Origin of the sequence: Sorangium sp. So ce1153 (genome assembly GCF_051521595.1) — a bacterium.
Taxonomy (GTDB): Bacteria; Myxococcota_A; Polyangia; order Polyangiales; family Polyangiaceae; genus Sorangium.
In genome coordinates, this window is sequence record NZ_CP150361.1 from 3,206,192 (window position 1) to 3,225,340 (window position 19,149).

Annotated in this window: 18 protein-coding genes and 1 tRNA gene; 11 read left to right on the forward strand and 8 right to left on the reverse strand. The window is 72.9% G+C overall.

The window, feature by feature from the left end:
- Complete coding sequence (locus WME85_RS11405) at window positions 1-2,736, reverse strand: ATP-dependent RNA helicase (protein ID WP_437837603.1); 2,736 nt, start codon at window positions 2,734-2,736, stop codon at window positions 1-3.
- Between the two features lie 86 nt (window positions 2,737-2,822).
- Between WME85_RS11405 and WME85_RS11410 the strand changes: the two genes are divergently transcribed.
- Entirely contained in the window at window positions 2,823-4,415 is a 1,593-nt protein-coding gene (locus WME85_RS11410; RefSeq protein ID WP_437837604.1) for an amidase family protein, read from the forward strand.
- A 173-nt stretch (window positions 4,416-4,588) separates the two neighbouring features.
- On the opposite strand, the gene WME85_RS11415 is transcribed toward WME85_RS11410, so the two are convergent.
- The 3 genes from WME85_RS11415 to rpsU form a co-directional block, all read right to left on the reverse strand.
- A tRNA-Pro gene (locus tag WME85_RS11415) sits at window positions 4,589-4,663 on the reverse strand.
- 190 nt (window positions 4,664-4,853) lie between these two features.
- Window positions 4,854-5,975, reverse strand: coding sequence for a glycosyltransferase family 4 protein (locus tag WME85_RS11420; RefSeq protein WP_437837606.1), 1,122 nt, complete (start codon window positions 5,973-5,975; stop codon window positions 4,854-4,856).
- A gap of 194 nt (window positions 5,976-6,169) precedes the next feature.
- Window positions 6,170-6,394 (reverse strand): 30S ribosomal protein S21, encoded by a 225-nt coding sequence (gene rpsU, locus WME85_RS11425; protein ID WP_012234386.1) that lies wholly within the window; start codon window positions 6,392-6,394, stop codon window positions 6,170-6,172.
- A 502-nt stretch (window positions 6,395-6,896) separates the two neighbouring features.
- Between rpsU and WME85_RS11430 the strand changes: the two genes are divergently transcribed.
- The 7 genes from WME85_RS11430 (at window position 6,897) to rpiA (ending at window position 11,953) form a co-directional block, all read left to right on the forward strand.
- Window positions 6,897-7,415, forward strand: a complete 519-nt coding sequence (locus WME85_RS11430) for a Fur family transcriptional regulator (RefSeq protein ID WP_437837608.1) — start codon at window positions 6,897-6,899, stop codon at window positions 7,413-7,415.
- Between the two features lie 82 nt (window positions 7,416-7,497).
- Window positions 7,498-7,926 (forward strand): rubrerythrin family protein, encoded by a 429-nt coding sequence (locus WME85_RS11435; RefSeq protein WP_436626570.1) that lies wholly within the window; start codon window positions 7,498-7,500, stop codon window positions 7,924-7,926.
- Between the two features lie 216 nt (window positions 7,927-8,142).
- Entirely contained in the window at window positions 8,143-9,519 is a 1,377-nt protein-coding gene (locus WME85_RS11440; protein ID WP_437837610.1) for a hypothetical protein, read from the forward strand.
- A gap of 29 nt (window positions 9,520-9,548) precedes the next feature.
- The gene (locus WME85_RS11445; protein ID WP_437837611.1) at window positions 9,549-10,124 is read left to right on the forward strand and encodes a DUF3501 family protein; all 576 of its coding nucleotides are present in this window, start codon (window positions 9,549-9,551) and stop codon (window positions 10,122-10,124) included.
- A gap of 5 nt (window positions 10,125-10,129) precedes the next feature.
- Window positions 10,130-10,573, forward strand: a complete 444-nt coding sequence (locus WME85_RS11450; RefSeq protein WP_437837613.1) for an acyl-CoA thioesterase — start codon at window positions 10,130-10,132, stop codon at window positions 10,571-10,573.
- Window positions 10,570-11,247, forward strand: a complete 678-nt coding sequence (locus tag WME85_RS11455; protein WP_437837615.1) for a phospholipase D family protein — start codon at window positions 10,570-10,572, stop codon at window positions 11,245-11,247. The genes WME85_RS11450 and WME85_RS11455 overlap by 4 nt, the downstream gene beginning before the upstream one ends.
- A 7-nt stretch (window positions 11,248-11,254) precedes the next feature.
- A complete protein-coding gene (gene rpiA, locus WME85_RS11460; protein ID WP_437837617.1) occupies window positions 11,255-11,953 on the forward strand; it encodes a ribose-5-phosphate isomerase RpiA in 699 nt (232 codons plus the stop codon).
- Window positions 11,954-12,038: 85 nt separating this feature from the next.
- Here the strand turns inward: rpiA and argH are convergent, their stop codons facing one another.
- Both argH and WME85_RS11470 read right to left on the reverse strand, forming a co-directional pair.
- Window positions 12,039-13,331 (reverse strand): argininosuccinate lyase, encoded by a 1,293-nt coding sequence (gene argH / locus WME85_RS11465; protein WP_437837619.1) that lies wholly within the window; start codon window positions 13,329-13,331, stop codon window positions 12,039-12,041.
- 18 nt (window positions 13,332-13,349) lie between these two features.
- Window positions 13,350-14,309 carry a hypothetical protein gene (locus WME85_RS11470; protein ID WP_437837621.1) on the reverse strand — a complete coding sequence of 320 codons (960 nt, stop codon included), beginning with the start codon at window positions 14,307-14,309 and terminating at the stop codon, window positions 13,350-13,352.
- A gap of 193 nt (window positions 14,310-14,502) precedes the next feature.
- Here WME85_RS11470 and fni point away from each other — a divergent pair, with 193 nt between their 5' ends.
- The 3 genes from fni to WME85_RS11485 all read left to right on the forward strand — a co-directional run bounded on the left by fni (window position 14,503) and on the right by WME85_RS11485 (window position 17,062).
- Window positions 14,503-15,582 carry a type 2 isopentenyl-diphosphate Delta-isomerase gene (gene fni / locus WME85_RS11475; RefSeq protein ID WP_437837622.1) on the forward strand — a complete coding sequence of 360 codons (1,080 nt, stop codon included), beginning with the start codon at window positions 14,503-14,505 and terminating at the stop codon, window positions 15,580-15,582.
- Window positions 15,583-15,836: 254 nt separating this feature from the next.
- Window positions 15,837-16,682, forward strand: a complete 846-nt coding sequence (locus WME85_RS11480; protein ID WP_437309161.1) for a GAF domain-containing protein — start codon at window positions 15,837-15,839, stop codon at window positions 16,680-16,682.
- Window positions 16,683-16,684: 2 nt separating this feature from the next.
- Complete coding sequence (locus WME85_RS11485; RefSeq protein WP_012234398.1) at window positions 16,685-17,062, forward strand: response regulator; 378 nt, start codon at window positions 16,685-16,687, stop codon at window positions 17,060-17,062.
- 142 nt (window positions 17,063-17,204) lie between these two features.
- Here WME85_RS11485 and WME85_RS11490 read toward each other — a convergent pair whose 3' ends face one another.
- Entirely contained in the window at window positions 17,205-18,137 is a 933-nt protein-coding gene (locus tag WME85_RS11490; RefSeq protein ID WP_437309162.1) for a GGDEF domain-containing protein, read from the reverse strand.
- Window positions 18,138-18,296: 159 nt separating this feature from the next.
- Window positions 18,297-19,046, reverse strand: a complete 750-nt coding sequence (locus WME85_RS11495; RefSeq protein WP_437837625.1) for a metallophosphoesterase family protein — start codon at window positions 19,044-19,046, stop codon at window positions 18,297-18,299.
- Between the last annotated feature and the right edge of the window lie 103 nt (window positions 19,047-19,149).

The following is a 19,149-nucleotide window of genomic DNA, read 5'->3' on the forward strand; positions in this document are numbered from 1 at the left end:
TCATCCCTTGCGGAGCGGCGCGCGCGTGGGCGGCGCCGCGTGGGCCGGATCGTCCGGCCACGCGTGCTTCGGGTACCGGCGGCGGAGCTCCCTGGCGATGGCCGGATAGTGGCGCGCCCAGAACCCGGACAGGTCGGTCGTGACCTGGACGGGGCGCTGGTTCGGCGCGCACAGGTGCAGCACCACGGGCACCCGTCCCGCGGCGACGCGCGGCCCCTCCGCCATGCCGAAGAAGTCCTGCAGCCGGGACGCGAGCGACGGCGGCGCGCCCGCCGTGTACTCGAGCCGCGCCCGCCGGCCGCCGGGCAGGACGATCGACTCGGGGGCGAGCTCGGCGAGCGCGCGCGCCTTCGCGGGGGGCAGCGACGCCTGCACGGCGCCCGCCAGATCCGCGTCGCGGAGCTCGGCGAAGCTCCTCCGTCCGGCGCAGAGCGCCTCGAGCGCGGCGAGCACCGCGTCCTCGCCGAGGTCGGGCAGCCCGGCGTCGGGGCAGTGCGCGCGCACGAACGCGACCCGCAGCAGCCATCCCTCGAGCGCGTCGCCCTTCACGAACGCCCGCCACCCCTTCGCCCTGGCCTGCGCGGCGAGCTCCCGCGCCGCCGCCTCGGACAGCGGGCCGCTCGCGCCCACGGCGGGCCGCGACTCGTCGAGCACGAGGGCGTCGTACGAGAGCCGGCGCACGACCTCGACGCGTTCGGCGGCGGCGTTCCACGTCGCCTCCGTCGTGTCCCGGATCGCGTCCGTGAAGAGGTCGAGCAGCCAGTCGGCCTCGATCGCGCTCGCCGCCCGGACGATCGTGCGCGCCGAGCGCCCCTCGCTGCGCTCCTCGATGTCGACCGCGACCACGAGATCGACCTCCTCGATCACGCTCGCCTCGGACAGCGCGGCCGTCCCGCCCGCGGCGAGCACGACCTCCCGTCCGCTCCTGCCCGAGGCGTTGGCCGGGCGGCGGAGGCGCCCCACCCGGTCGGGGTAGCCGGCGAGGATCGCGGTGCGCTGGGCGACCTCGCGCGCGTCCGCGGTCTCCGGCGGCGCCGCGCTCCGGTGGTCGGCGAGCCGCGAGAGCTGCTTGCGCGTGCGCTCCACCGCGAGCGCGCGCGCCGGGTCGACGCCCAGCCACCGCAGCCGGTCCACGGCGAAGCGCGCGCGGTCGGCCTCATCGAAGGTCTGCAGCGCCGCGAGCAGGTCGGAGCTGTGCCGCGCGTCGCTGCGCCGCCCGTGGCCATCCCGCGTGCCCGCGGGCGCGCCGAGATCGCGCTCCGCGACGAGCGCCGCGAGGGTGCACCCGTCGTCCGCGACGCCGCGCCGCTCGGCCTCGACGATCATCCGCGCCTGCCGCGGGTGCGCAGGGAAGCGCAGCATCCGCCGCCCGGTCGGCGTCACGCGCCGCCCCTCGTCGAGCGCGCCGAGCCGCACGAGCAGCGCCTCGGCCGCGGCGAGCCCGGCGGCAGGCGGCGCCTCGAGCCACCCGAAGCCCTCGAGATCGGTGACGCCCGCGGCGCAGAGCTCGAGCACCGTCTCGGCGAGGTCGAGCCGGCGGATCTCGGGCGCCTCGTGCTCCGGCCGCGCGGCGAGGTCCCCGCGCGTGTAGAGCCGGAGGCAGCGGCCAGGGCGCGTGCGGCCCGCGCGGCCCGCCCGTTGCGCCGCAGCGGAGCGGGCGATCGGCGCGACGCGGAGCGTCGGCAGCCCCGACCAGGGCGCGTGCGCGGCCACGCGCGCGAGGCCGCTGTCGACGACGGCCACCACGCCGTCGATGGTGACGGAGGTCTCTGCCACGTTGGTCGAGAGGATGACCTTGCGCCGATTCGCGGGCCGCACGGCGCGATCCTGCTCCGCTGCCGACAGCGAGCCGTGGAGCGGCAGGAGCAGCAGGTCCTCGCTCTTCGCGAGGGCCGCGCACGCCTCCATCGACCGCCGGATCTCCGCGGAGCCCGGCAGGAACACGAGCACGTCGCCGTCGAGCCCCTCCTCGATCAGCTGTCGCACCGACGAGGCGACCAGGCTCTCGAGCGTCCGATCGCCCCAGTGCGGCGGAGCGCGGCGGTCGCCCGGGCCATGGGACTGCGCGCTCACGCGAGCGGCCGGCAGGTACTCGATCGCGACGTCGAACATCCGCCCCTCGGCGCGCAGGACCGGCGCCGATGGGGCCCCGAGAGTCGGCGCGTGGTGGTCGGTTCCCGCGTCGACCTCGACGTCGGTCGCCGGGGCGGGCTGCGACGACGGCCCGCCGAGGAACGCCGCGATCGGACCGGCGTCGAGCGTCGCGGACATCACGACGACGCGGAGATCGGGGCGCGCGCCGCGCTGCAGGCGCCGGAGCAGCGCGAGCGCCACGTCGCCAGCGAGGTGCCGCTCGTGGAACTCGTCGAGCACCACGGCGCTCACGCCGCGGAGCTCGCGATCGACGAGGAGCCGCCGCGTCAGCACGCCCTCGGTCACGAACCGGATCCGCGTGGCCGGGCCGGCGGCCTCCTCGAAGCGCATCGTGTAGCCCACCGTCTCGCCGACGCGCTCGCCGAGCTCCTCGGCCACGCGGCGCGCGGACAGGCGCGCCGCGAGCCGCCGCGGCTCGAGCACCAGGATCTCGCCGCGCTCCGCGAAGCCGGCGTCGAGCAGCGCGCGAGGCACGCGGGTCGTCTTGCCCGCCCCGGGCGGCGCCTCGAGCACCACGCTCGGGCGCGCGCGCAGGGTGGCGCAGAGGTCGGGGAGGATCGGGTCGATCGGCAGCGGCTGCATGGCTTCGGTGCTCCTCCGCGGAGCGAGCGCGGCCCCGGAGCCTAGCAATCCTTGGCGGCCGCGGACCTGTGATACTCGTCGACGCCGTGAGCGCCTCGACCGATCCGACCCAGCTTTCCCTGACAGCGCTCGCCGCGCTCCTGGCCGCGCGCGAGGTCAGCTCCGAGGAGGTCACGCGGGCGCACCTCGCGCGCATCGACGCGCTCGAGCCGCGGATCCGGGCGTTCACCCAGGTGCTGCACGACGAGGCGCTCGAGGCCGCCCGCGGCCTCGACGACGAGCGCCGCCGCGGGGACGTCCGCGGCCCGCTCCACGGGCTTCCGGTCACCGTGAAGGAGTCGCTCGACATGGCCGGCATGGCCTCGACGCTGGGCGTCGCGTCCCGCCGAGGCCACCGGGCGGCCAGCGACGCGGCCGTCACGGCGCTGCTCCGCCGCGCGGGGGCGGTGATCCTCGGGCGCACGAACGTCTCGCAGCTGCTCCTCTACAACGAGGCGCGCAACCCGCTCTTCGGCCAGACGGCGAACCCATGGAGCCTCGAGCACAGCCCCGGCGGCTCGTCCGGCGGCGAGGCCGCCGCGATCGCGGCGGGCATGTCGCCGCTCGGTATCGGTACGGACATCGGCGGCAGCATCCGCGTCCCCGCGCACTGCTGCGGGATCGCTGGCCTGAAGCCCACGCTCGATCGCTGGACCAACAAGGGGAGCAACTCGGCGCTGCTCGGGCAGGAGGCGATCCGCGCGCAGGTCGGCCCCATGGCCAGGAGCGCCCGCGACCTCGCGCTCGTCGTGTCCGAGCTCGATCCCGCGACCATGGCCGAGCTCGACGTGCGCGTGCCGCCCTTCCCGATGGCCGAGCCGCCGAGCGTCGAGGTGAACCGGCTGCGCGTGGGGTTCTACTGCGACGACGGCCTGGTCCCCTCATCGACCGCCGTCGCCCGCGCCGTGGTGAAGGCGGCGTCGGCCCTGCGCGCGCGGGGCGCGACGGTCGTGCCGTTCACTCCGCCTGGCATCCCCGACGCGGTCTACGGGTACTTCGCGGCGCTGTCGGCGGACGGCGGCGCGACGGCGCTGGCGCTCACGGAGGGCGGCGAGGGGGCCGAGGTCGACGTCTCGCTGCGCTCGCTCCGCGCGATGGCCACGCTCCCGCCGGTCGCGCGCCGCCTCGCCGCGCGTGTCGCCGGGCTCGCCGGCGAGCGGCGGCTCCAGCGGCTGCTCGATGTCACCGGGCCGAAGTCCGTCTCCGAGTTCTGGCGCGTCACGCACGCCCTGCGCGAGGCGCGCGCCGCGATCGCGTCGGCGATGCGCGCCGAGGCGCTCGACGTGCTGCTCTGCCCGCCGTACGCCACGCCTGCCCTGCCGCACAAGGCGTCGCGCGACTTCGTCCTCGCGGGCAGCCCCGCGATGCTCTGGAACCTCGCGCAGTTCCCGGCCGGCGTCGTCCCCGTGACCCGCGTGCGGTCCGACGAGGCGCGCCGCGAGCGGCCGCGCGACCGGCTGGAGAAGCGGGCTGCCGAGGTCGATGCGAGGAGCGAGGGGCTGCCCGTCGGCGTGCAGGTGGTCGGCTTCCCCTTCAGCGATCACGTGGTGCTGGCCGCGATGATCGCCATCGAGGACGAGCTCGCCGGCGAGCCGGATCGGCCCCTCACACCGGTCGCGCCGCCCGCGCTCGCGGGCTGACGCGGCGACGGTCAGGCGCCCGATGATGCGCGCGACACCGCGACTCGATCATCGGGCATCGGGCCGCGCCGCCACCGGGCCGCGCCGCTGTTGCCCGGCGCTCCCACGGTCGACCAGCACGGAAGGCCCACAAAGCCGAAAGGTCCGCCGGAGAACCTTCTCCGCCGGACCAGTCGGGGCGAGTGGATTCGAACCACCGACCCCTTGACCCCCAGTCAAGTGCGCTAACCAGGCTGCGCTACGCCCCGAGCCACTCCGCCGCCTCGTTCGGTGCGGAGCGAGGCGCACCGTAGTCGAAGCCTCACGAATTGCAAGGGTTTCGCGACGCCCATCGAGCACCGCTCCGGACGGGGCGCTCGCGTCGACGGAAGCCAGGGGGCGCGCCACCGGTCGGTCCGCAGGTCGCTTCGCAAGAATGTCGCTGCCCTCGGGGAATTTTCACGGTGTCGGCGCGGGCGCGCGATCCGAGCGGCGCGACGCGACGGTGCGCAGCGCGGCGGCGAGGCTCGCTGCGGTGCCCTCCGCGACGTGGATCCCGCCGTCGTCCTTGGCCCATGCGACCACATCGCCCGCGTCGCACGCGATGACGGGCACGCCGAACGCGCGCGCCTCGCGGATCACCGTGGGCGCAGCCTCGTGCGACGAGGGGTGCAGCAGCACGTCCGCCGCCGCGATCCACGCGAGCGCCTCGCGGCGCGGCAGCGCGCCCGTGAAGCGCACCGGACGGCAGACCGCGTCGCCTGCGCTCGCCGCGGCGCCATCGCCGCAGCCCGCGAGGCGCTCGAGCGCGGCGCGCTCCGGGCCGTCGCCGATCACGACGAGCCGCAGCCCGGGGCCCGCCGCGCGCGCCGCCTCGATCGCGAGCTCGACCCGCTTCGTCGGGATCAGCCGGCACGCCACGACGGCGAGGCGCTCGCTTGGGCGCAGCGCCAGCTCGCCCCGGAGCGAGCGCGCGCGGTCGGCGACGGGCGGGAGATCGAACGCGGGTGGCTCGACGCGCGAGGCGCCGACGAGCGCGCGCGCTTGCTCCGGGGCGAGCGCGCCCGCGAGGACATCGAGGAGAGCGCGCGCGGCGAAGACGAAGCGCGCGTCGCGCCGGAGGAGCGCGCCCACGACCGCCGCGCGCGCCGCGCGGGGCGCGCCGAGCAGCAGCCGCACGTCGGCGCCGTGCGCGCGCACCTCGAGCCGCGCGCGGGGCGATGCGAGCAGGAGCGGCCACGCGCAAGGGACGATCCAGTGCGCCACCGCGCGGTCGACCGGACCGATCTCGCGGAGCCGCGCGAGCACCGAGAGCGCGAACGGGCCCGCAGAGAGCAGCCGGAGCGGCGACTCGCGCGCGCGCGCCACGGCGCCGGGCCACGCGAACAGCGCGCCCCCGCCCGCGCGGTGGACGACGAGCCCGCCGTCCTGCGAGGGCGGGTCGAGGACCGAGCCCCCGGCGGCGATCACGTGGACCTCGGCCCCGCTGCGCGCGAGGGCTTGCGCCGACGACCGCACGAAATGGCCCGACGGATCCTCGTCGCTGACCGGATAGGACGTCGTGACCACGACGGCGCGCATCGGGGGCCTCAGGGATCGGGGCGCGGCATGTGGGCCGCGTCCCCGTCGCTCGGACGCGCGGCAAGGGTCAGGTCACGCCGTGCGAACTGATGAAACAAAATGACAAGACGCAGAGCACGCCGCGGACGCCTGATCCAGCGTCCCCGCGCGTCTTCTGCGTCTTGGCCGTTCCTCTTCGTGGAGGGACGGTCGCTCTAGGCGACCATGTCCATCTTCGACCGCTTCCGGCGGCGGCGAGCAGCCTCCGAGGCCTTCTTCCGCCGCTTCACGGACGGCTTCATGTAATGCCGACGCCGCTTCAGCTCGCGGAGGATCCCCTCGGCGGCCATCTTCCTCTTGAGGTGTTTGATGGCGCGCTCGATGCCCTTGTCGCCCACGGCGACCTCGAGCGGTTTGCACTGAATGGCGTCTGTCGGCATGTCTCGAAGCGTCCTCTGCTCGGAAAAAACTGGCCCAGTTGGCGGGCGGAAATGCAAGCCGGCGGGGGGCCGGCAGCGCGGGGCGCGCACTATGGCAGAGCCCCCCCAGCCTCGCAAGAGGCATCCCGCGGGACGGAGCGCGCGCGTGCATCGCGCGTATATCGCCTGATGCGCCTGGTTTCCTGGTCTGCCACGGCTCGCCTGATCGGCCCGTCGCCCTCGGTTTGTCGCCGCCGGTCAGCTGCCGTTTGGCCTCCGAGGCGCCGGAGGTGCGGGAGCGTGGCCGTTCGGCCCGTCGGTCCGTCGCCGCGCGATTTCATCGCGCGGCTCTGATTGTTAGGACTTGCAACTGAGAAACTTTCTAAGTATCGATCTCGCCGTGGCCGCCTCGCGAACGCCTGTCGCCAAGGGTTCCGCACCCCGTCGTCCGCGGGGGCGTGCGGCCGGCTTCGGCGGAGAGGGGCTCGCGGAGGACGCCCGGGTCGCTTCGATGCTGGCCTGCGTGAGGTCCTCCGGGCTCAAGCTCACACCCCAGCGCCTGGCGATCGTGCGTGAGCTCGCGGCCGACCCGACCCATCCGACCGCGCAGGAGCTGTTCGAGCGACTCCGGCCGGCGCTGCCGACCATGAGCTTCGCGACCGTGTACAACACGCTGGACGCGCTGGCGTCCGCGGGGCTCTGCGTCGCGCTGTCGCTGTCGCCCGGCGCGTCGCGCTTCGACGCGAACATGGCGCCGCACCATCACGCGGTCTGCGACCGCTGCGGGCTCGTCCGCGACGTGCCGTGCGAGCCGTTCACCGAGCGTCCGGAGGCGACCGCCCCCGCGCCGCTCGCGGCCGCGCCCGGCTTCGAGGTCCGCGCCGTCGAGCGGATCTACCGGGGAATCTGCGCTGCCTGCGCGAAGGGCAGCCAGCGAGACGCCACCGCGCAGGCGAAGGCGCGAGACGCCGGGCGCGCCGTCGCGAGCAGCCGACTACGCCCTGCAGGGGCTCGAGGGGCGCGGCGCCCCGAACGTGTCTAGCGGAGCCGCCGAGCCGCCGAGTCGACCTGCGCGGCACCAGGGATCCATCGTCCCAGCCGTTCAACCAAGGAGAGCGATCAACATGGCAACCAAGCAGCTTACGGGCACCAAGACGCACCAGAACCTGAAGGACGCGTTCGCCGGGGAGTCGCAGGCAAACCGCCGCTACCTGTACTTCGCAAAGGTCGCCGACGTGGAAGGTCGCCCCGATGTCGCGGGCCTCTTCAAGGACACGGCCGACGGCGAGACGGGCCACGCGCACGGCCACCTCGACTACCTCAAGCAGGCCGGCGATCCGGCGACCGGGCTGCCGATCGGCAGCACGGAGAAGAACCTGAAGGCCGCCGTCGCCGGCGAGACCCACGAGTACGAGACGATGTACCCGGGGTTCGCCAAGGAGGCCCGCGACGAGGGCTTCGACGACATCGCCGAGTGGTTCGAGACGCTCGCCAAGGCCGAGAAGTCCCACGCGGGGCGCTTCCAGAAGGCCCTGCAGTCGCTCGACTTCTGATCTTTCCCGAGGAGGGAGCGCGAGCGCCCCGGATCGCGCCGAGCCGCTGGTGGCTCGACCGGGGCGCCTGCGCCTTCGTCTCCCGCTCCTGAGCCGCCGTCCGGCGCCGGGCGTCGGTGAGCCGTCCATTCTCCACGAAGCGCCTCCACGAAGCGCCTCCACGAAGCGCCTCCACGAAACGCCTCGAACCCAGATGATGTTGAGAGGAACCGACCAGTGAGCGTCATCCGGCGTGCACCAGACCGTCCACCGGCGACATCGCCGAACGACGAGCGATATCTCGACCCCCGCGACCTCGAGGCAGAGCTGCGGCGGACGTTCCAGATCTGCCACGAGTGCCGCATGTGCGTCGGGTACTGCGGCTCGTTCCCGGAGCTCTTCGCCCGCGTCGACAGGGACATCGAGTCCGGCGTCGCCGAGGGGGCCGAGGCCCTCACCTACGACGACTTCAAGGCGATCGGCGACGAGTGCTGGCAGTGCAAGATCTGTTACATCAAGTGCCCGTACACGGCCGACGAGCACGCGTACGAGCTCCTGGATTACCCGCGCGTGATGGCGCGCGAGCGCGCGGTGCGCGCCCAGCGGGAGGGCATCCCGCTCGTCGACAGGATCCTCGGCGAGCCGCAGCTCATCGGCGAGCTGGGCTCGGGCGCCGTCGCGCCGCTCTCGAACCTCGTGCAGGCGAGCCGCCTGCTGCGCAAGGTGCAGGAGAAGGTGACCGGGATCTCGTCGGAGTTCCCGCTCCCGGAGATGGCGCGCAAGCCGTTCTCGTCGTGGTTCGCGGAGCACAGCGCCGCGGCGGACGCCGGCAAGCAGGGCTCGGTGGTGCTCTTCGCGACCTGCTACGGCGAGTACAACACGCCCGGGGTCCCCGAGGCGGCGGTGCGCGTCATCGAGCACAACGGCTACGCGGTGCACGTGCCCGGCTGCCCCGCCGCGGACGAGCCAGAGGACGCCCCGGCCGGCGCGCTGACGTGCTGCGGGATGCCGAACCTCGACGGCGGCGATCTCGACGCCTTCATGGCGAAGGTGAAGCAGAACGTCGCGCTCCTGCTCCCGCACGTGCGCATGGGGAGGAAGATCGTCGTGATCGGCCCGACGTGCGGCTACACGATGAAGAAGGAGTGGCCCGAGTACCTGCAGACGCCAGAGGCGCGTGAGGTCGCGGCCGCGACGGTCGACATGATGGAGTTCCTCGTCCAGCTCGGGCGCGAGAAGAAGCTCAACCGCGAGTTCAAGAAGGGGCTCGGCACGATCGCGTACCACGCCGCGTGCCACCTGCGCGCGCAGAAGATCGGCTTCCCCGGCGCCAGGGTGCTCGGCGTCATCCCCGACACCGAGGTGCGCGTCGTCGAGCAGTGCTCGGCCGTGGACGGCACGTGGGGGATGAAGGCGGCCCACTACGAGACCGGCCGCAAGTACGCGTCGAAGCTCGTGCGCGGCGTCGCCGACGCGGACGTCATCGTCAGCGACTGCACCCTCGCCGGCCTCCGGATGGTCAAGGAGAACGGCGCGAAGGTGCTGCACCCGGTCGAGGCGCTCGCCCACGCGTACGGGCTCGGCCCGACCTCGTATCTCGGTCCGAAGTCGTGACCGACGTTGGTTGAAGGAGAGGAGCCGTCATGCGTCCCATCGATCGCAACGAGGTGCTCGGGATCGGCGAATACGAGGCGATCCGCGAGCGATTCCGCAGCCGCGTCATCGAGGAGAAGCGGCCCCGCCGCGTCCACATCGGGGACCACCTGACCGCGGTGTTCGAGAACCGCGACTCGGTGCTGTTCCAGATCCAGGAGATGCTCCGCACCGAGCGCATCACGAGCGAGAGCGGCATCCTCCACGAGATCGAGACGTACAACGATCTCATCCCCCGGGAGGGGCAGCTCAGCTTGACGCTCTTCGTCGAGATCCCCGACCGAGCGCTGCGCGACAAGATGCTCGTCGATCTCGTCGGGCTCGAGGACACCGTGTCGCTCGACGTCGACGGCGTCGCCGCGCGGGCGCTCGGCAAGCGCGAGGGGGCGATGGAGGACCGCACCACGGCGGTGCACTACCTCAAGGTGGATCTCCCGGCGGAGGCGCAGGCCGCGATCAAGGCGAAGAAGGCGGCGGTGTCGCTCGTCGTCGCGCACCCGCGCTACGCCGTGAAGGTGCCGCTCGGGAGGGCGACCCTGGAGAGGCTCGCCGAGGACCTCCTCTAGGCGCGATGGTCTCCCTCGAGCGCCCGATCAAATTCGAGGACGTCGACGCAGCGCGCATCGTCTTCTTCGCGCGCTTCCTCAACTACGCGCACGAGGCGATGGAGCAGTTCTTCGCGCCGCTCGAGGGCGGCTACGCCGCGCTCATCCTCGGGCGGCGGATCGGGCTGCCGGCGGTGCGGGTCGAGGCCGAGTACGCGGCGCCGGTGCGCTACGGCGAGACGCTGCGGATCGAGACGTCGGTCGTCCACCTCGGCAGGCGGAGCGCCACGTTCAGGTACCGCATGGTCCGCGCCCACGACGGCGTGCTGTCGGCCGAGCTCCGGCACACGGTGGTGACCACCGATCTCGAGCAGCTCGCGTCGACCCCGATGCCGGAGGACGTCCGCGCCCTGCTCAGCGCCCACGTGGAGCCCGAGCAGGCGCCCGCCAGCGCCGGTCGCCGGGTGTGAGCGCGCGGCCCCGGGCGTGCGCGCCGCCGCGCGCGCGCGCGCGCGCCGCGCGCACCGCCGAAGAGGCGAGGCCGCGCGTCCAGCTCGAGCGGCAGGTCCACCTGACGCTCCTCCGCGACAGGGCCCACTACGACACGCTCGTCATGGGCGCCGTCGCGAAGGCGCGCGTCTCCGTGTGGATCGCGACGGCCAACGTGAAGGAGCTGCGGATCGAGGCGCCCGTCGGGTCGAGGGCGCGGGCGCGCGGCCGATACATGTCGTTCCTCGACCTGCTCGACGCGCTCGCCGCCCGCGGGGTCGAGCTGCGCTTGCTGCACGCCGGCGTGCCGTCGCGCGCCTTCCGCGCCGAGCTACGCCGCCGCCCGCGGTCGCCGATCGAGATGCGGCGCTGCCCTCGGGTCCACCTGAAGATGATCGCCGTCGACGGCGCGCTCCTGTACCTCGGCTCCGCGAACCTCACCGGCGCCGGGCTCGGGGCGAAGGGGGAGGGGCGGCGCAACTTCGAGGCGGGCGTGCTCACCGACGACGACCTGCTGCTCGACGAGATGCAGGCGACGTTCGACGCCATCTGGACGGGCGCCGAGTGCAAGGGCTGCCGGCTCCGGCCGCTTTGTCCCGCGCCGCTCGATCAGATCGAAAAATCCCGTTGCGCTAGCGGCCGCGATGGCCGATGAGCAGCGCATGAGCACCCCGGCACTTGACCCCGCCGACCTGGATCGTGTCGCCGTCGCTGCGCTCGCGCGCATCGAGAGCGGGATGCTGCTCGGGCTCGGCTCCGGGCGCACGGCCGAGGCCTTCATCCGTCGCCTCGGGGAGCGCGTCCGCGGCGGCCTCCAGATCCAGGGCGTCGCCACGTCGGAGCGCTCCGCGGCGCTCGCCCGCCGCGAGAACATCCCGATCTTGCCGTTCGAGGAGGTCGAGCGCCTCGACGTCGCGGTCGACGGCGCCGACGAGGTGGCGCCCGATCTGGGCCTCATCAAGGGCCTCGGCGGCGCGCTCCTCCGCGAGCGGGTGGTGGCCTACGAGGCCGCGCGCTTCATCATCCTGGTGACCCCCGAGAAGCTCGTCGAGAAGCTCGGCTCACGCGTCCCCGTCCCGATCGAGGTGGTGCCCTTCGCGAGCGCGTCGGCCGCGCGTCACCTGGCCGCGCTCGGGGGCAAGCCGGCGGTCCGCAAGAACGCGGACGGGTACCCCTTCCAGACCGACAACCACAACTGGATCCTCGACACCGCGTTCGGCCCGATGGACGCCCCGGCGGCGCTCGACGCGCGCATCCGCAAGATCCCGGGCGTCATGGACACGGGCCTGTTCCTCGACATGGCGACCCTCGTGCTCGTGGCCGAGGCGGGCGCGGTCCGCGAGCTCCACCGCCAGCGCTAGCCCGCCAGCCTCCACCGGAAGCGCCGGGCAGCCCGGCAGCACGTCCCGCGCGCCGCCAGGCCGAGCTTGCGATGGAGGGGCGGCGCTAGCGCGCGTTCCGCTCCAGCCTGTGGGCCAGCTCGTCGAGCGCGAGGTTGCCTGGCGCGCCGAGCGACACGCGCGCGCGCAGGCTCGCCGCGGCGTCGCCGGCGGGGAGCGCCGCGATCTCGGCCGCCACCTTGCGGTAGGCCTCGCGGAAGGGGACGCCCTGCACGGCGAGCTCGACGGCGCGATCGGTCGCGAAGCACTCCGGCGTGATCGCCCGGGCCATGCGCTCGCGGTCGAACGCGAGCCCCTCGACGAGCCGCGGCAGGAGGCGCGAGGTCGCGAGCGCCTCGTCGAGGCCCCGCATCGTGGGGCCCTTCGTGAGCTGGAGATCGCGGTGGTAACCGGACGGGAGCGCCACGAGGGACTGCACCTCGGCGAGCGCCCCCTGGACCACGGAGCAGGCCGCGCGCATGAGCTCGACGACGTCGGGATTGCGCTTCTGCGGCATGATCGAGGAGCCGGTGGTGAACGCCTCCGGGAGCCGGATGAACGCGAGCTCGCTCATCGCGAACAGGCTGAGGTCCCACGCGAGCCGGCGGCTCACCGCGACGACCTGCCACGCGGCCGCGAGGATCTGCGCCTCGATGAGGCCGCGCGACGTCTGGGAGGCCAGCGGGTTCAGGGCCACGCCGGCGAACCCGAGCTCGCGCGCGACGCCGACGCGATCGAGCGGCAGGTTCACGCCGAAGCCGGCGGCGCCGCCGAGCGGGGAGCGATCGACGAGCGACCGCGTCGCGCGGACGACGTCGACCGCGTCGGCGAACCCCTCGACGAACGAGGCGGCCCAGTAGCCGACCGACGACGGCACCGCCCGCTGCAGGTGCGTGTAGCCCGGCATCGGCGTCTCCGCCTCGCGCCGCGCGAGATCGAGCAGGGCGCGGGCGCCGGCCGTCGCGTGCTCGGCGAGCTCGTCCAGGGCGTCGCGCTCGTAGAGGCGCATCGCGACGAGCACCTGGTCGTTCCGGCTCCGGCCGGTGTGCACCTTCTTGCCCGCGTCGCCGATGCGGGCGACCAGCGCGGCCTCGATCGCGCTGTGGCCGTCCTCGTCGTCCTCGGTGAGCCGCAGCTCGCCGGCCTCGTTCTGCTTCGCGAGCACCTCGAGCTCGCGGACGAGCGCGTCCCGCTCCTCCTCGCTGAGCACGCCGATCCGCGCGAGGCCGCGGACGTGCGCGATCGTCGCCCGCAGGTCGTACGCGAGCAGGCGCTGGTCGAGCTGCCAGTCGTCGCGCGAGGTGTAACGGAGCATTTGGGCGTCGGTCGCGCCCCCTTTATCCCAGAGTCGTACGCTCATTCAGCTCTCTCAGCTCTCTCAGCTCTCCAGGCTCTCGTCCACGAGAGCACGGATCTCGGCAAGCTTCTTCGCCTTGCCCTCATCCAGCGATCGCCGCTTCGCCGCGCCGGCCGCGAGCTCTCGCTCGAGCTCTCGCAGCTCGTCCTCCGCCGTCGGCGCCGGCCGGCGCTTGCCGAAGCCGAGCGCGCGGGCCAGCCAGCTCCTCGACTCGCCGATCGAGAAGTCGTCCGCGGCGATCCGGTCCGGGGCGCTGCGCAGCATGCGCACGAGCGCCACGTTGGAGCTGGCCCAGACAGCCGACTCGTCGAAGTGGGCGCGCGGCGTCACGTCGAGGTGCCGCGCGGCGGTCCGGTCGGGCACGTCGTGCAGCCGGCAGTAGACGGCGAGCGCGAGCGCGAGCTCGTCGACAGGCATCTTCGTCGCCGAGTGCACCTGCACGCCGCCGCACCCCTTCGCGTACAGGTACGAGCCGTTCGTCGCGAGGACGCCGAAGCCGAGCAGCACGGCGGCGATATCCACGGCGGGCTCGCGATCCGGCGGCACGAGGGCGTCGAAGGCGTCGGCCTCGCTCAGGAACATGAACGACACAGCGCGCACGAACGCCGTCGTGAGCACCGTCGGGTTGCGGAGCTCGCCCGCGGAGATGGCGACCCTGTAGCCGCCCTCGTCGCGCCGCGCGACGCGCTCGAGCTTCGTGTCCAGCGCCACCCCGCCGCACGCGCCGCTCGAGCAGCTCACGGTGCTGGCCTGCCCCTCCGGGGTGACCACGGCGAGCTCCACGGGGAGATCCTGGAGCCCGGCGTGCTCCTGCACCCGCAGCATCAGCGCGGCCACGGTCTTCGGCGAGCCGTCGAACGGATCGGGGAAGAACTCGGCCGTCGGCTGCACGAGCCCTCGGACCGGCTCGGCGCCGTGCTGGAGGAGGGCGGCAGTCGTCCGAAGGATCCAGCGGATCTGCGATTCTTCCGGTAGGTCCATGGGTCTACTTTATGCCACGGGCGCGCGCCGGTCGCGCAGTAGCTTCGGCAGGGGGCGCCCGCGGCGAGGTTCGGCCCTCTGTCAGGCCCTGGTCGACTCCAGGTCGACTCCAGGTCGAGCCTTTTTTGTCGATTTTTCGTCCATGGCACTTCCTTTTCGACGGCGGTCAGCGACCGCGTAAAGTTGTGCCCCCATGACCGAAGAGGCGAAGGACATCTCCGAGAGGAAAGCCGACCACATCGAGCTCTGCGCGACGGGTGACGTCGGATTCCGGGCCAAGACCACGCTTCTGGAACAGGTCGAGCTGATCCACGACGCGCTGCCGGAGCTCTCCGTGGACGCGATCGACACCTCGGTGCTGCTGCTCGGCAAGCGGCTCCGCGCGCCGCTCCTGATCGCGGCGATGACCGGCGGGACCGAGCGCGCGCAGGCGATCAACCGGGAGCTCTCGCAGATCGCCGAGGAGCGCGGGTACGGCTTCGGGCTGGGCAGCCAGCGGGCGATGCTGAACGGCGACGCCTCCGCGACGTACGAGGTCCGCCAGCACGCGCCGACCGCCCTGCTGCTCGGGAACATCGGCGCCGTGCAGGCGCGGTCGCTGTCCACGGAGGCGGTCGCCGAGCTCGTGGCCCAGGTCGGCGCCGACGCGCTGTGCGTCCACCTGAACCCCGCCATGGAGCTGGTCCAGCCGGGCGGCGACCGCGACTTCACCGGCGCGCTGGAGGCGATCAGCCGGCTGGCGAACGGCCTCAGCGTGCCCGTCGTCGCGAAGGAGACCGGCTGCGGGATCGGCCCGGGGACGGCGTACCGCCTGGTCCGGGCGGGGGTCCGCAACCTCGATGTCTCCGGCGCCGGCGGCACGTCCTGGGTCGCGGTCGAGACGGAGCGCGCCAACGGCGCCGCCCGCTCCCTCGGCGAGGCCCTGCGCGAGTGGGGCGTGCCGACCGCCGCCTCGGTGCTCATCGCCCGGGCCATCCGTCCTCGCTTCAAGACCGTGATTGCAACCGGCGGCATCACGAGCGGCCTTGACATCGCTCGGGCGCTCGCTCTCGGCGCGCACGCGGCCGGCATCGCGCGACCGGTGCTGCAGGCCTTCGTCTCGGGGGGGCGGGACGCCGCGGTGCGGTACCTCGAGAACATCGAGGCGGAGCTCCGGGCGGTCATGCTGCTCGTCGGGGCGCGCGACGTCGCGTCGCTCCGGAAGACGCCGGTGCTGCTCGGCCGAGAGCTGCGCCAGTGGGCCAAGCTGCTGAAGCAGATGGAGAAGGCGTAAGCGGTGGAGGAGGGGGGACGGCCGGGAAGGCGGGGCACCCGCCCCCGGGGTAGGGCCAGCGGGCCCAGCCCCACGTCAACGATGGCGGGGCGGGGTGGGGCGGGGCGCACGGGACGCTGGGCGCTGGGCGCTGGGCGCTGGACGCTCGCCCCTTCGGCGGGGGGGTCCGGGCGCGGCTGCGGCCCGCGCTCGACGCTTCCGTCCGGTCAGCCCCGCATGATACGGTCCGAAGCTCTGGAGAACCCCGGGATAAAATGACGGAGAAAAAAGGGCGTCCGAGCGATCGTCCCCCCGAGGACCTGAAGAAGGAGCGCGATGCCTTCATTCAGCAGTTCTTCCGCAAGGGGGCGCAGCTGACCGAGGAGCTCCTCCGCGAGAACGAGCGCCTTCGTGACAAGATCACCGAGCTCGAGTCGGAGAACGGCAAGCTCCGCGCGCACCTGGCGAGCGACTCGGCCATCCGCGATCTGCTCCGCAAGATCGAGGAGCTCGAGCAGGAGAAGCGCGACCTCGTGACGCAGTCGGTGCGGATGGTGGCGGCCTCGGACCGCTTCAACAGCCGCTACTCGGAGGCGGAGGGGGAGCTCGCGAACCTGGCGAACCTGTACGTCGCGCTGTCGCAGCTGCACGCGGCGCGCAACGTGCGCCACGTCGTCCGCAACCTGAAGGAGCTCCTCGCGCAGTTCCTCGGGGCGGGCGCCTTCTCCGTGTACCTGGCGTCGCCCGATGGTAAGGAGCTCGTCTCGATCGCGAGCGAAGGCGTCGCCGTGGAGGAGATCGCGCGCATGCCGGTGACCGAAGGGGCCGTCGGCCAGGCATTCTCGAAGGGGGAAATCTTCTTCGACGAGACCAAGGACGTCTCCAAGGGGAGCATCGAGGATCCCGCTGCGGTGATCCCGCTCGACTTCAACGGGCGCACCGTGGGTGTCATCGCGATCTTCAGCACGCTCCCGCAAAAGACGGAGTTCGTGAACGTGGACACCGAGCTCTTCAAGCTCCTCGGGGCCCAGGCCGCCCCCGCCCTCATCAACGCGCGGCTCTTCACCGACGCCGGCCGGAAGGTGCCCGGCGTCCAGGCATTCCTGGACCTGGAGGACTGATCATGGCCGAGTACTCGTGTCTGATCGTTGAAGACTCGCCCATGATGCGGCAGCTCTTGGTCTTCGCGCTCGCGCGCGTGAAGAACCTCCGCGTCACCGAGGCGGATGATGGCGTCGACGGTCTCCGCAAGCTCGCCTCGACCAAGTACGACGTGATCATCACGGACATCAACATGCCGATCATGGACGGGCTCAAGCTCGTCAAGCGCGTGCGCACGGATCCGGTCCACAAGGACACCCCGATCATCATCATCACCACCGAGGGGTCTCAGGAGGATCGCCAGCGCGCGCTGCAGCTCGGCGCGAACGCGTACATCACCAAGCCGATCCAGGCTCCCCAGGTCATCGCCAAGGTCAAGGAGCTCCTCAAGATCGACTGAGGCGCGCGCCGCGCCGCACCGGCGGACGGGCGCGCGCAGCGCTGGCCGGCGCGGCACGTCGGGCAGGCCCGTGGGCGGCCTGCTCGGCCCGCGGGCCTCGGTGCGCCGCTCGCCCGCGGTCCCCGCGCCGCCTGGCGGAGGCCTACGGCCTCGGGCCGAACTTCAGGAGGACGCGGTTGCGGCCGGTGCGCTTCGCCTCGTAGAGCGCCTCGTCGGCCGCGGCGATCAGCTCCAGGCCGCTCTGCACCGGGATGTCGGGGTGCGCCGCGACGCCGACGCTGATCGTGGTCGGCACGCGGACGCCCTCGTGCTCGAAGACCGACCCCTCGATGAGCAGCCGCAGCCGCTCGCCGAGGATGCCCGCGTTATCGAGCCCGACGCCGCGGCACAGGATGCCGAACTCCTCGCCGCCGTAGCGCGCGAACACGTCCTCCGTGCGCACCGTGTTGCTCGCGATCTTCGCGATCCGCGCGAGGACGTAGTCGCCGGCCAGGTGCCCGAACGTGTCGTTGATCCTCTTGAAATGATCGACGTCGAACATGAGCAGCGACAGGGGAGCGCTGTGCCGCCGCGCATAGGACACCTCGGTCTCGAGCCGGTCCAGGAAGTACTTCTTGTTGAAGGCCTTCGTGAGGGCGTCGCGCAGCGCGGCATCGTACATCTGCTGCTGAAACGACTCATCGAGGTAGTCGTGGTACGTGAACTTGAGGACGGTCGTCGAGCCGAGGCGGATCTTGTCGCCGTCGTGCAGGCGGACGCGCGTCACGTGCTCGCCGTTCACCAGCGTCCCGTTGGAGCTGTTGAGATCCTCGATCAGCACCTGGCTGTCCAGCTGGAGCAGGCGGGCGTGGCGCCGCGAGATGCCGTCGTCGTTCAGCCGGATGGTCGCCCCCGACGCCCGGCCGATCACGATCTCGGCGCCCTCGACCCGGTACATCTCGCCGACGTTCGAGCCGGCGAGCACGATGAGGTAGGCGCGGTCCTTCGGCGAGCGCGCCGGGAGCTCCTTCTGGAGTTCCCCAACGTTGGCCACACGCGTGGCCTCGAAATCATCGTCGGGGGGGTAGCTGCCCATGCTCCCTGAGGATGATCGTCAATCCTTGAAACAGGTTCAAGCGCGAGGGCGCGGCGCGAGCGATGTTCGTTGTCGGGTAGGATGCGTGGCGCGCGCCTGTGCGCATCACGCTCGCCGCGGAGGTCGTCCCCGCCTCGGCGCTCCCTCGGGCTTCCGCCCTCACGCCGCTCTGCCGAGCGGCACCACGAGCTGCTCGACCCAGAGCTCGCCCGCCCGGAGCTCGACGAACGTCGCGTCGGCGTGCCCCGGGCCATAGGTGGTGACTGGCCCGCTCCGCACCAGCTCGGCGGAAGGGCGCGCGCCGGCGCGCACGCGATCAACGTCCCGCACGTCCCGCACGTCGCCCCGGATCGAGCAGGGCGCTTCCCCCACCGAGCCGACGTTGATGATGCGAACACCGCCCACCATGCGGTCGAACGGGACGTGGGAGCCGCCACAGATCACGACGTCGGCCGGGTCGTCGCCGAGGAGCGAGAGCACCTCCTCGTCCGTCATGTCGTGCGTGATCGGCTCCAGCGGGTCCGCAGGGGAGCCGTGGACCAGGACGAGCTCGCCGCCGTCCTCGAGCGGCAGGCGGTGGGTCGGGGCGAGCCGCGCCAGCCGCGCGAGGATCAGCTCGCCGAGCTCGGTGCGTGTCTGGGCGAGGCGATCGAGCCGCGCCCGCTCGTGCTCGCTCCGCGGCCTGACGTTGTGGATGTCCAGCGTCGCCAGGGCGCGATCCGATACGCCCTGTACGCACACCGCCTTGGCCTGGGTGAGCCGGCGCCATGTCTCGAGCGGCTTCGGGCCGGGAAAGCAGAGATCTCCGGCGACCAGGAGCTGGGTGTAGCCTCGGCGCTCGGCGGTGGCCAGGACCGCCGCGAGCGCGTCGGCGTGGCCATGGATATCCGAGACGCAGAGCAATCGCACCCGGCGAGCATAGGATCAGAGAGGGGCTCCGCCAAGGCGCGAGGTGAGGGCGGGGCACGATAAACTGGCGGTCGGGCGCTGCGGAACCGACGTTCGCGACCCC

Bases quoted from the DNA above. Each gene is read 5' to 3' on its own strand.
- WME85_RS11490 (WP_437309162.1), bottom strand. From the start codon at position 18,137: ATGGGCAGCTACCCCCCCGACGATGATTTCGAGGCCACGCGTGTGGCC.
- WME85_RS11405 (WP_437837603.1), bottom strand. From the start codon at position 2,736: ATGCAGCCGCTGCCGATCGACCCGATCCTCCCCGACCTCTGCGCCACC.
- argH (WP_437837619.1), bottom strand. From the start codon at position 13,331: ATGAGCGTACGACTCTGGGATAAAGGGGGCGCGACCGACGCCCAAATG.
- WME85_RS11435 (WP_436626570.1), top strand. From the start codon at position 7,498: ATGGCAACCAAGCAGCTTACGGGCACCAAGACGCACCAGAACCTGAAG.
- WME85_RS11485 (WP_012234398.1), top strand. From the start codon at position 16,685: ATGGCCGAGTACTCGTGTCTGATCGTTGAAGACTCGCCCATGATGCGG.
- fni (WP_437837622.1), top strand. From the start codon at position 14,503: ATGACCGAAGAGGCGAAGGACATCTCCGAGAGGAAAGCCGACCACATC.
- WME85_RS11450 (WP_437837613.1), top strand. From the start codon at position 10,130: ATGGTCTCCCTCGAGCGCCCGATCAAATTCGAGGACGTCGACGCAGCG.
- WME85_RS11480 (WP_437309161.1), top strand. From the start codon at position 15,837: ATGACGGAGAAAAAAGGGCGTCCGAGCGATCGTCCCCCCGAGGACCTG.
- WME85_RS11470 (WP_437837621.1), bottom strand. From the start codon at position 14,309: ATGGACCTACCGGAAGAATCGCAGATCCGCTGGATCCTTCGGACGACT.
- WME85_RS11445 (WP_437837611.1), top strand. From the start codon at position 9,549: ATGCGTCCCATCGATCGCAACGAGGTGCTCGGGATCGGCGAATACGAG.
- WME85_RS11420 (WP_437837606.1), bottom strand. From the start codon at position 5,975: ATGCGCGCCGTCGTGGTCACGACGTCCTATCCGGTCAGCGACGAGGAT.
- rpiA (WP_437837617.1), top strand. From the start codon at position 11,255: ATGAGCACCCCGGCACTTGACCCCGCCGACCTGGATCGTGTCGCCGTC.
- rpsU (WP_012234386.1), bottom strand. From the start codon at position 6,394: ATGCCGACAGACGCCATTCAGTGCAAACCGCTCGAGGTCGCCGTGGGC.